Here is an 11,426-nt window from a genome sequence, read left to right on the forward strand (position 1 = left end):
CCATGGCCCCACCGGCCACCGCCAGTCGCGGCGCCCAGCTGATGGGCCTGATGCGCCAGGGCCTGGGCGCACCGCTGATCGTGCTTGCGATGATGGCGATGATCGTGGTGCCGCTGCCGCCCCTGGCGCTGGACGTGCTGTTCAGCTTCAACATCGCGATCTCGCTGGTGATCCTGCTGGCCGTGCTGTACGTGCAGCGGCCGCTGGAGTTCTCGATCTTTCCGAGCATCCTGCTGCTGGTCACCCTGCTGCGGCTGGCGCTGAACGTGGCCTCCACCCGGGTGGTGCTGCTGCACGGCCACGAAGGGCCGGACGCCGCCGGCAAGGTGATCGAGTCCTTCGCCGCCTTCGTCATCGGCGGCAACTTCGCGGTCGGCTTCGTGGTGTTCGCCATCCTCACCATCATCAACTTCGTGGTGGTGACCAAGGGTGCAGGGCGCGTCTCGGAAGTGTCGGCGCGCTTCATCCTCGACTCGCTGCCCGGCAAGCAGATGGCGATCGACGCCGACTTGAACGCTGGCCTGCTGTCGCGCGAGGAAGCGATCCGTCGCCGCGAGGAAGTGCGCGAGGAATCGGACTTCTATGGCTCGATGGACGGCGCCTCCAAGTTCATCCGCGGCGACGCCATCGCCGGCATCCTGATCCTGTTCATCAACCTGATCGGCGGTTTCGCCATCGGCATGGCCCAGCACGGCCTGTCCGCCGGCGAGTCGGCCGAGATCTACACCCTGCTGACCATCGGCGACGGCCTGGTCGCGCAGATCCCGGGCCTGCTGATCTCGACCGCGGTGGCGATGCTGGTGACCCGCGTCTCCCGCTCGCACGACATGAGCGGCACGGTGATGAGCCAGGTGTTCGGCCAGCACAAGGCGCTGGCCATCGCCGCCGCCCTGCTGGGCTTGGTCGGGCTGGTGCCCGGCATGCCGAACTTCGCCTTCCTGAGCCTGGCCGCGGTGCTCGGCTATGCCGCGTGGGTGCTGTACCGGCGCAGCATCGCGCCGCCCCCTGCGCCGGTCGCCGAGGAAGCACCGAAGCCGGCCGCGCCCACCGAGCTGAGCTGGGATGACCTGTCGCCCGTCGATTCGCTGGGCCTGGAAGTCGGCTACCGGCTGATCCCGCTGGTCGACCGCGCCCAGGGCGGCGAACTGATGGCGCGGATCAAGGGCGTGCGCCGCAAGCTGACCCAGGAGCTGGGCTTTCTGATCCCGCCCGTGCACATCCGCGACAACCTCGAGTTCTCGCCAGGGGCCTACCGGATCCTGCTGCACGGCGTGCCGATCGGCGCCGGCGATATCCATCCCGACCGCGAGCTGGCGCTCAATCCCGGCCGCATCCCGGTCAACATCGACGGCGTGCCGACCCGCGACCCGGCCTTCGGCCTCGACGCGCTGTGGATCAGCCCGAGCAGCCGCGCGCAGGCCGAGGCCCTGGGCCTGACCGTGGTCGACCCGGCCACGGTGATGGCCACCCATGTCTCGCATCTGGTGCGCCAGCATGCGCCCGACCTGCTCGGCCACGAGGAAGTGCAGCAGCTGCTGTCGGCGCTCGGGCGCACCCACCCGAAGCTCGTCGAAGATTTGACGCCAAGAACCCTTCCGCTTTCCGTCATCGTCCGCGTCCTGCAGAACCTGCTGACCGAAAAGGTACCGATCCGCCAGCTTCGGCGGATCTGCGAGTCCCTGCTCGAACATGGCCCGAACACGCAGGATGCGGCCCAGCTGACCGCCGCCGTGCGCGCCGCGCTCGGCCGTTTCATCGTCCAGGAGATCAACGGCCTGGCCCCGGAACTGCCGGTCTACACCTTGGCTCCGCCGCTGGAACGGGTGTTGCAGGAGTCCGTCAGCGGCAACGGCGCCGCGCTGGAACCGGGTCTCGCCGAACGCATGCACCAGTCGCTGGTGGAGTGCGTGAAACGGCAGGAAGCGGTCGGCGAGCCCGCAGTGCTGCTGGTGCCGGGGCCGGTGCGATCGCTGATCGCGAAGCTGACCCGCACCGGGATTCCCGAGCTCTACGTGCTGGCCTACCACGAGGTGCCGGACGACAAGAAGCTCAAGCTGGTCGGCAATGTCGGCTGAGGTCGCAGACACCTGACAGGTTCGCGGCCCGGCTCTCGAAAACCTTCAGGACAGGCGGAACACGCGCATGAAGATCAAACGGTTCTTTGCCCAGGACATGCGCAGCGCGCTGCGCCTGGTGCGCGAGGAGCAGGGCCCGAATGCGGTGATCCTGTCCAACCGCCGCGTCGACGGCGGCGTCGAGGTGGTCAGCGCCACCGACTACGACGAATCGCTGGTGCAGCAGTCGCTGACCGCCGCACGGCGTGCCGCCGAGGCATCGGCGACCGCGCCGGCCGCCGATGCCCAGGTGGCTGCCGCGCCTGCGGTGCCGGTGCGCGCGGCAGCCGCGACGCCGCGCGCCAGCCAGAACCCGCCACCGCCGCCCGATACCCTGCTGCCGCCGCAGCTGGCGCAGATCGCCGCGGCCGCCCGCGCCGAGGCCATGAACCCGCGCCCGCCGGCCACGGTACCGCAGGCCGTGGCGCCGACACCGGCGCCTGCAGTCATCGCCACGGCACCGACGCCGTCACCGGCAGCGCCGGCCGCACCGAGCCGGCCGATCACCGCGATCGACCAGATCGAACGCGCCAACGCGCGCCGACTGACGCGGATTCCCGACCAGGTCGCCCAGCTCTGCGTGGAAGACCCGCAGGTCGCCGAGATGAAGCGCGAGATGGCCCTGCTGCGGCAGACGCTGAAGAAGGAGCTCGAACGCTTCTCCGACCAGCGCATGCGGCTGTCGCCGGCACGCGCCGCCGCCTTCGAGGAACTCTCGGGCTACGGCTGCGACGAAGCCTTCGCCCGCGGCATCGTCGAGCGCATCCCGGCCGATGCCGATCCGGCGCGCGCGCGCGGCCTGCTGCTCGGCCTGCTGGCGAAGTCGCTGCGGGTCAGCGATGACGAGCCGATCGAGCGCGGCGGCATCGTCGCCCTGGTCGGCCCGACCGGCGTCGGCAAAACCACCACCCTGGCCAAGCTGGCGGCGCGCTATGCCGCCCGACACAGCGCGCGCGACGTCGCCCTGGTCACCACCGACGGCTTCCGCATCGGCGCCCGCGAGCAGCTGTTCACCTACGGCCGTCTGCTCGGCATGCCGGTGATCGAAGTCGGCAATCCCGGCGAGCTCGGCGACACGCTGGACCGCCTCGGCGACTACAGGCTGGTGCTGGTCGATACCGCCGGCCTCTCGCACCGCGATCTGGCGCTCGGCGCCCAGCTCTCGGCGCTGGCAAGGCTGCCCCACGTCAACACCCAGCTGGTGCTGCCGGCCAATACCCATGCCGACGACCTCGACGAAGTGGTGCACCGCTTCGGCATCGCCAAGCCGCGCGGCGTGGTGCTGAGCAAGGTCGACGAGACCGGTCGCCTCGGCGCCGCACTCGGCGTGACCGTGCGCCACGGCCTGCCGATCAGCTACCTGACCGATGGCCAGCGCGTGCCCGAAGACCTGCATCGCGCCGAAGCCCATCGCCTGGCCCTGCGCGTCACCGAGCAGCGCCGCGGCAGCGCCCACATCCACGAGGAGATCGAGCATGTCGCAGGGTGAAGCCCGCGCCGATGCCCTGCCCCCCGACCAGGCCCAGGGCCTGCGCAAGCCGCGCATGAAGCCCGTGCGGGTGATCGCGGTCAGCGGCGGCAAGGGCGGCGTCGGCAAGACCAGCGTTTCGGTGAACCTCGCGGTCGCCCTGGCGGATGCCGGGCGCCAGGTGATGCTGCTGGATGCCGACCTCGGCCTGGCCAACGTCGACGTCCTGCTGGGCCTGTCGCCGCGATTCACCCTGGCCGACGTGATCGAAGGCCGCTGCACGCTGGAGGACACCATCCTCGAAGGCCCGCACGGCCTGGCGGTGGTGCCGGCCTCGTCCGGCAAGCGCGCCATGGCCGAGCTGTCGGCGCCGGAGCAGGTCGGGCTGATCCGCGCCTTCTCCGAACTCGAGCGCGACATCGACGTGATGGTGGTCGACACCGCCGCGGGCATCCACGACAGCGTGCTGACCTTCGCCCAGGCGGCGCAGGACGTGATCCTCGTGGTCTGCAACGAGCCGGCCTCGATCACCGATGCCTACGCGCTGATCAAGGTGCTCTCGCGCGAGCGCGGGGTGAACCGCGTGCACATCATCGCCAACATGGTGCGCAGCCCGGCGGAAGGCCGCGAGCTGTTCGACAAGCTGTCGCGGGTCACCGACCGCTTTCTCGATGTCACCGTCAGCCTGCTCGGCATCATTCCGCACGACGAGTGGCTGCGGCGCTCGATCCAGCGCCAGCAGGCGGTGGTCGAAGCCTTCCCCGCCTGTCCTTCGGCGCATGCCCTGCGCGGCATCGCCCGCCGCATCGACCAGTGGAGCGCGCCGACCGGGCCGCGCGGGCCGGTCGAGTTCTTCGTCGAGCGCCTGGTGGCGCCCCCCGAGGCGCATGTGTGATGTCCCAGGCGGAAGCCGAATACCGCGCTGTCAGTCGCCCGGACGCCAATGAGACCGTCGCCCGGCACGGGACGCTGGTCGCGCGGATCGCCCACCACCTGGCGGCACGCCTGCCGGCCAGTGTCGACGTCAACGACCTCATCCAGGCCGGCATGATCGGCCTGATCGAAGCCTCGCGCAGCTACGACGCCAGCCAGGGCGCGGCCTTCGAAACCTATGCCTCGATCCGCATCCGCGGCGCCATGCTCGACGAAATCCGGAGGGGCGACTGGGTGCCGCGCAGCGTGCACCGGCGGGTGCGCGAGCTGTCGGCGGCGACGGCGGCGATCGAACAGAAGACCGGCCGCGCCGCGCGCGACGTCGAGATCGCGCAGGCCATGCAGATCCCGGTCGAAGAGCTGAACCGCCTGCTCGAAGACGCCTCGCGCGGGCAGGTGCTGAGCATCGACGCGCATGCCGACGAATCCGGCGAGCTGCGCCTGCCGGCCAGCACCTCGGCGGCTTCGGCCGCGGCCGGCGTCGAGCGCGAGGCCTTCGCCAGCGACCTCGCGAGCGCGATCGGCAAGCTGCCCGAGCGCGAGCAGCTGGTGATGAGCCTGTACTACGAGCAGGAACTCAATCTCCGCGAGATCGGCGCGGTGCTGGGCGTCACCGAATCGCGGGTCTGCCAGTTGCATGGGCAGGCCCTGGTACGCCTGCGCTCGCGCCTGGCCGACTGGATCCGCGATCCGGTCGAAGCCGACTGAGCCTGAAGCCCCTTTCCACGCACCCTCCCCTTTCTGACGAGCCGTCTCCCATGGACAAGAACCTCAAGATCCTCATCGTCGATGACTTCTCAACGATGCGCCGGATCGTCAAGAACCTGCTCAACGACCTCGGCTTCCAGATCACCTCGGAGGCCGAGGACGGCAACAGTGCGCTGGCCCACCTGCGTTCGGCGCCCTGCGATCTGGTGATCACCGACTGGAACATGCCCGGGATGACCGGCATCGAGCTGCTGAAGGCGATCCGCACCGATCCCAAGCTCGCCCACCTGCCGGTGCTGATGGTCACCGCCGAAGCCAAGCGCGAGCAGATCATCGAAGCCGCGCAGAGCGGCGTGAACGGCTACATCATCAAGCCCTTCACCGCGCAGACCCTGCAGGAGAAGCTGCAGAAGATCTTCGAGCGCATGGGCAGCGCCGCATGAACGCGTCCGCAGCAGAGCGCGAGCACCTGCTGCACCTGATGCACGCCGCACTCGGCGCGCTGGAGCAGGGCGACGACACCCTCTACCGCAGCTGCATCGAGTCGCTGACGCAGTGGCGCTCGCGGCCGATCTACGCCGCCATCGATCGGCTGGCGCGCGAATTGACCGGCGCACTGGCAACCCTGCCGATCGACGCCCGCCTGGGCGCGCTCGCCGGCGAAGAGCTGCCCGACGCGCGCGCGCGGCTGAACTTCGTGGTCCAGACCACCGAGGAAGCGACCCATCGCACCCTCGACCTGGTCGAGGACTGCCGCAACCGCATCGACCTCCTGCGCAGCCAGGGCCTCGACTCCGCGCTCGAGAACGAGCTGATGAGCGTGCGCAGCAACCTGTCCAGCATCGCCCTGGCGCAGGAGTACCAGGACCTCACCGGCCAGACCATCAAGCGGGTGGTCGGCCTGGTCCAGCAGGTCGAACAGGCGATCGGCAAGATCAGCCATGCGCTCGGCCTGCCCGAGCAGCGCAAGGGCTCCGGCATCGAGGCCCAGGGCCCGGCGCTGGCGGGCATCGACACCCACGGCGTCAGCCAGGTCGATGTCGACGACCTGCTGTCCGGCCTCGGCCTCTAGTCCCCGTCGCCGGCCGCCCGCATGAGTGGACATGACGACATCGCCGCCGATTTCCTGGTCGAGGCCAGCGAGATCGCCGAGCGCCTGGGTGACGAACTGGTGCAGCTCGAAATGCAGCCACAGGATGGCGAGCTGCTGAACGCGATCTTCCGCGGCTTCCACACCATCAAGGGCGGCGCCAGCTTCCTCAACTTCACCCCGCTGGTCGAGCTCTGCCACGGCGTCGAGGAGATGTTCGACCTGCTGCGCAAGGGCCGGCTCACCGTCGATGGCGACCTCTTCGACCTCGCCCAGGGCGCGCTCGATCATCTCACCGGTCAACTGGCCGCCCTGCGCGCCGGCAGCGCCGCCGATCGCGCGCCCGAAAGCCTGCTGAACGCGATCCGCATCGCCGCCCTGCCGGACGCAGCGGCAGCCAAGCCAGCGCCCGCAGCCACCCCGAAGCCCGCGCCCGCGGTGGCGAAAGCGGCGCCCCCGCCGGCCGACGGCGACAGCATCACCGAAGACGAATTCGAAGCCCTGCTCGATATGTTCCAGGGCGCCCAGCAGGTGCCCGCCGGCAAAGCCCGGCCGCTGCCGCAGAGCCCCGTGCATGCGCCTGCCCCACCGCGGCCGGCACCGCCCGATCCAGCGCCCGCCGCAGGCGCTGCCCCTGCCAAGACTGCTGCTGCGCCGGCCGAGAGCAGCGTGCGCGTCGACACCAGGCGCCTCGACGGCCTGATGAACCTGGTCGGCGAACTGGTGCTCGCGCGCAATCGCCTGAAGGCCCTGCGCCGGCGCACGCGCGACGAGGACCTGGAGCGCGCGGTCTCGAACCTCGACGTGGTCACCGCGCGCCTGCAGGCCGAGGTGATGCGCGTGCGCATGCAGCCGGTCGGACGCGCGTTCTCGCGCTTTCCGAAGGTCGCCCGCGATGTCGCCCGCACGCTGAAGAAAGAGGTCAACGTGCAGCTGATCGGCGAGGACACCGAGCTCGACAAGAACCTGGTCGAAGCCCTGTCCGATCCGCTGGTTCACCTGGTGCGCAATGCCATTGATCACGGCATCGAGGCGCCCGACAAGCGCGAGTCGATCGGCAAGCCACGCGCCGGCACGCTGAAGCTGTCGGCGCAGCAGGAGGGCGACCACATCGTGATCATCGTCGCCGACGACGGCGGCGGCATCGACCCCGACATGCTGCGCACCAAGGCCCGCGAGAAGGGCCTGATCGACGCCGACACCGCCGCCCGGCTGTCGCCGACCGAAGCCCTGCAGCTGATCTTCATGGCCGGCTTCTCGACCAAGGAACAGGCCACCGACATCTCCGGCCGCGGCGTCGGCATGGACGTGGTCAAGACCAAGCTGGCCGAGCTGAATGGTCAGGTGCTGATCGAATCGACCCGCGGCGAAGGCACGCGCTTCGTGATCCGCGTGCCGCTGACGCTCGCCATCCTGCCGACGCTGATGGTCAGCGCCGCCGGCCGGCCCTATGCGCTGCCGCTGTCGAACGTGCTCGAGGTCTTCAAGTACCGCGAGAGCCTGGTGCGCTTCATCGACGGCCACGAGATGCTCGACCTGCGCCAGCAGACCTTTCCGCTGATCTTCCTGCGGCGCTGGCTGGGCCAGCCGGTGCAGACCGAGGACGCCGGCGTGGTGGTGGTGCAGATCCAGAACCGCAAGCTCGGCATCGTCGTCGACCAGGTGCGCGGCCGCGAGGAGGTGGTGGTGAAGCCGCTGCCGCACTCGCTGCGCGGCCTGACCGGCCTGGCCGCCGCCACCATCACCGGCGACGGAAATCTGGCGTTGATCCTCGACGTCGCCGGCCTGCGCAACGCGCTGTAGGTGCAGGCCCCATGAGTCGCTGCCCTCGCTCAGGAAGCAGAACACTCCCCGCAAAATCCGTGGTCGTCGCCCCCGCGAAGAGCCTGCCCCTCGCGAAGGCGGGGGCGGGGGCCCAGCACTGCCAGCCTGAGTCGCGAGAAGGCTGGATCCCCGCCTTCGCGGGGATGACGATTCGAGTTGGCAGGAGGAACAGTCACGCCGCAAGGCCGGACGCTGACGCTCTCCCCAGGAGTGGAAGCAACGCGACCCCATCCATCCTCGCCCCCGCGAAGGCGGGGGCCCAGCACTGCCAGCCTGAGTCGCGAGCAGTCTGGATCCCCGCCCCCGCCTTCGCGAGGGGCAGGCTCTTCGCGGGGATGACGGCTTCAAGGGTGTGGCGCGCGCCAGAGCGCCAGGCGATCGAGGGCGCATCGACCGCGTCCCGCTCAAGCACCGACAGCCCAGGCCGATAGCACTGCCCATGGATATCCTCAGCCTCATCGGCATCGTGCTCGGCCTGGTCGCCATCATCGGCGGCGCTGTCGCCAAGGGCGCCGGCCTGTCCTCGCTGTGGTCGGCCGCCGCCTTCATCATCGTCATCCTTGGCACGCTGGCGGCGATCCTGGTGCAGACGCCGATGCCGACCTTCCGGCGCGCACTGAGGATCTTTGCGTGGATCATCAAGCCGCCCGAGGACCACGGCCGCCAGCTGCTGAACCAGATCGTCGGCTGGAGCACCCGCGCCCGCAAGGACGGCCTGCTCGGCCTCGAAGCCGATGTCGAAAAGCTGTCCGATCCCTTCCTGCGCAAGGGCCTGCAGATGCTGGTCGACGGCAATGAGCCGGACACCCTGCGCAAGGTGCTGGAGATCGATCTCGCCAGCCAGGAGCAGGGCGACCTCGCCGCCGCCAAGGTGTTCGAAGGCATGGGCATCTATGCGCCGACGCTGGGCATCATCGGCGCGGTGCTCGGCCTGATGGCGGTGATGCAGAACCTCGCCGATCCTTCCAAGCTCGGTGTGGGCATCGCCGCGGCGTTTACCGCGACGATCTACGGCATCGCCTCGGCAAATCTCTTCTTCCTGCCGGTGGCGGCCAAGCTGAAGTCGGTGATCCGGGTGCGCGCGCGCACCCATGAGCTGGTCATCGAAGGCCTGATCGCGATCGCCGAGGGCGAGAACCCGCGCAACATCGAATCGCGCCTGCAGGGCTACCTGCTGTGAGCGCACGCCTGCAGCGGCCCGCCTCCGCCCGCGGCGCGCAGCTTGCAGGCTGGGCGCGACACGCTGCCCGCTGAGGTCCCATGGGACGCCGACACGCCCACGAAGAGCACGCCAACCACGAGGCCTGGGCCATTCCCTATGGCGACCTCGTGACCCTGCTGCTGGCCTTCTTCGTGGTCATGTACTCGATCTCCTCGGTCAACGAGGGCAAGTACCGCGTCGTATCGAACTCGCTGTCCGAAGCCTTCGGCGGCCCGGGCAAGCACCTGCTGCCGGTGCAGTTCGGCGAGCTGCAGCCCGACGGCGCGCGGCTGGAGGCCAAGTCGGTGATCGGCAGCCAGCTGCCGATGGGCATGATCGCCGAGCAGATCGCCCAAGCGCTGCCGGAAGAGGAGCGCGCGCGCTGGCTGGACCAGCGCGCGCGCGAAACCGCCGTGGAGCAGAGCCGCTCGCGCGACGCGCTGTCGGCGATCGCCAGCGACATCGAGCGCGCGCTCGACACGCTGATCCTCGAGGACATCGTGCAGGTCTACCGGCGCGGCGACTGGCTGGAGGTCGAGATCAAGTCCGACATGCTGTTCGCCTCGGGCTCGGCGGCCCCGCGTCCGGAAGCGGTGGCGGCGGTGACCCGGGTCGCCGAGGTGCTGCGCGAGGCGCCGAACCTGATCCGCATCGAAGGCCACACCGACAACGTGCCGATCGCCACCGCGCTGTTCCCCAGCAACTGGGAGCTGTCGGCCGCGCGCGCGGCCAGCATCGCGCGGGTGCTGATCGGCACCGGGCTGGCGCCGGGCCGGGTCACCGTGGTCGGCTACGGCGAGTTCCAGCCGGTGGCCGACAACTCCAGCGAAGCCGGGCGCAACGCCAACCGCCGCGTGGTGCTGGTGATCCTCGCCCGCAGCAACGGCGAGGACGACGCGCTGGCACCACCACCGGAAGGAAGCTGAGCGCATGCGCACCTGGTGCATCGCCAACCAGAAGGGCGGCGTCGGCAAGACCACCTCGACGCTGGCGATCGGCGCCTGCCTGGCCGAGCGCGGCTTCCGCACCCTGCTGGTCGACCTCGATCCGCACGCCTCGCTGTCGCGCTGGCTGGAAGTGCCAGAGGAGCCCGCCCCACCCGGCGTGTACGAGCTGTTCGCCGAGGCGCCGCCGCCGCTGGTGACCCTGACCCGGCCCAGCGGCCAGCCCGGCCTCGACCTGCTCGCCGGCCAGCCTGCGCTGGCGACGCTGGAGCGCCAGAGCGCCACGCGCCATGGTCTGGGGCGCGCCCTGGTGCGGGCCTTCGCCGGCCAGCACCGCTACGACTACGCCCTGCTCGACTGCCCGCCGACCCTCGGCGTGCTGATGGTGGCCGCACTCGCCGCCGCCGACGCGCTGATCATCCCCACCCAGACCGAACCGCTGGCCCTGCACGGGCTGAACGCGATGCTGCGCACCGCCGCCATGGTGCAGCGCTCACGCGGCACGCCGGTGCCGGCGCGGATCGTTCCAACCCTGTACGACAAGCGCACCCGCGCCGCCGTCGACAGCCTCGCCGAACTGCGCGCGCGCCACGGCGATGCGGTCTGGGACAGGAGATCCCGGTCGACACCCGCCTGCGCGAGGCCAGCCGGCAGGCGCTGACCCCGGCCTCGCTGGGCGCCAGCGCGCGCGGCGCCAGCGCCTATCTGCGCCTGACCGACTGGCTGGTCACCGCCGACCTGAAAGCGGTGGCCGCAGCCGAACCCCGAGGCTCGACGCCATGAGCGGCAAACCCGTACTCGACGACTACTTCGACGCCCTGCTCGGCGAGCCCGCTGCGCCCGCGCCCGCGCCTGCGATAGCGAGCAGCACGGCCGAAGCACTGCCCGGGGTGGCGCCCACGTCTGCCGCAGCCCCCGAGCCCAGCGCGCCCGCACCTCTCGCAGTGCCGCTGGGCGATCCGCTCGACGAGCTCGAAGCCGCGTTCGAGCAGGCCCATGCCGAAGCCACGGCTGCCGGCGTGTTCGACCAGGCCGCCGCAGCGCCTGCACTCGCAGCACCGCTAGGCGATCCGCTCGACGAACTCGAAGCCGTGTTCGAGCAGGCCCATGCCGAGGCCAAGGCCGCCGGCGTGTTCGACCAGGC

At 70.3% G+C, this 11,426-nt stretch carries 10 protein-coding genes and 1 pseudogene; all 11 read left to right on the top strand.

Annotated features, from left to right (window positions below; genetic code table 11):
• The first annotated feature begins 2 nt into the window (after positions 1-2).
• Entirely contained in the window at positions 3-2,075 is a 2,073-nt protein-coding gene (gene flhA / locus Q0654_RS04020) for a flagellar biosynthesis protein FlhA (protein ID WP_298850687.1), read from the top strand.
• A gap of 67 nt (positions 2,076-2,142) precedes the next feature.
• Positions 2,143-3,603, top strand: coding sequence for a flagellar biosynthesis protein FlhF (gene flhF / locus Q0654_RS04025; RefSeq protein ID WP_298850689.1), 1,461 nt, complete (start codon positions 2,143-2,145; stop codon positions 3,601-3,603).
• A gap of 55 nt (positions 3,604-3,658) precedes the next feature.
• Positions 3,659-4,477 carry a MinD/ParA family protein gene (locus tag Q0654_RS04030; protein WP_343230117.1) on the top strand — a complete coding sequence of 273 codons (819 nt, stop codon included), beginning with the start codon at positions 3,659-3,661 and terminating at the stop codon, positions 4,475-4,477.
• Complete coding sequence (locus Q0654_RS04035) at positions 4,477-5,223, top strand: RNA polymerase sigma factor FliA (RefSeq protein ID WP_298850691.1); 747 nt, start codon at positions 4,477-4,479, stop codon at positions 5,221-5,223. Before Q0654_RS04030 ends, Q0654_RS04035 begins: the two co-directional genes overlap by 1 nt.
• A gap of 50 nt (positions 5,224-5,273) precedes the next feature.
• On the top strand, positions 5,274-5,666 hold the full coding sequence (cheY, locus tag Q0654_RS04040; protein ID WP_298850693.1) for a chemotaxis response regulator CheY: 393 nt from the start codon (positions 5,274-5,276) through the stop codon (positions 5,664-5,666).
• A complete protein-coding gene (locus tag Q0654_RS04045; protein ID WP_298850697.1) occupies positions 5,663-6,295 on the top strand; it encodes a protein phosphatase CheZ in 633 nt (210 codons plus the stop codon). Before cheY ends, Q0654_RS04045 begins: the two co-directional genes overlap by 4 nt.
• Positions 6,296-6,316: 21 nt before the next feature.
• Positions 6,317-8,116: a chemotaxis protein CheA gene (locus tag Q0654_RS04050; RefSeq protein ID WP_298850699.1), complete on the top strand. Its 1,800-nt coding sequence runs from the start codon at positions 6,317-6,319 to the stop codon at positions 8,114-8,116.
• 460 nt (positions 8,117-8,576) lie between these two features.
• Entirely contained in the window at positions 8,577-9,317 is a 741-nt protein-coding gene (locus Q0654_RS04055; RefSeq protein WP_298850702.1) for a flagellar motor protein, read from the top strand.
• Positions 9,318-9,397: 80 nt separating this feature from the next.
• Positions 9,398-10,264, top strand: coding sequence for a flagellar motor protein MotD (motD, locus tag Q0654_RS04060; RefSeq protein WP_298850703.1), 867 nt, complete (start codon positions 9,398-9,400; stop codon positions 10,262-10,264).
• 4 nt (positions 10,265-10,268) lie between these two features.
• Entirely contained in the window at positions 10,269-10,943 is a 675-nt protein-coding gene (locus Q0654_RS04065; RefSeq protein WP_298850704.1) for a ParA family protein, read from the top strand.
• A gap of 118 nt (positions 10,944-11,061) precedes the next feature.
• A pseudogene (locus Q0654_RS04070) lies at positions 11,062-11,426 on the top strand (hypothetical protein); the annotation flags it as partial.

The organism is uncultured Aquimonas sp., assembly GCF_937888285.1.
In the GTDB taxonomy this organism is placed as follows: Bacteria; Pseudomonadota; Gammaproteobacteria; order Xanthomonadales; family Xanthomonadaceae; genus Aquimonas.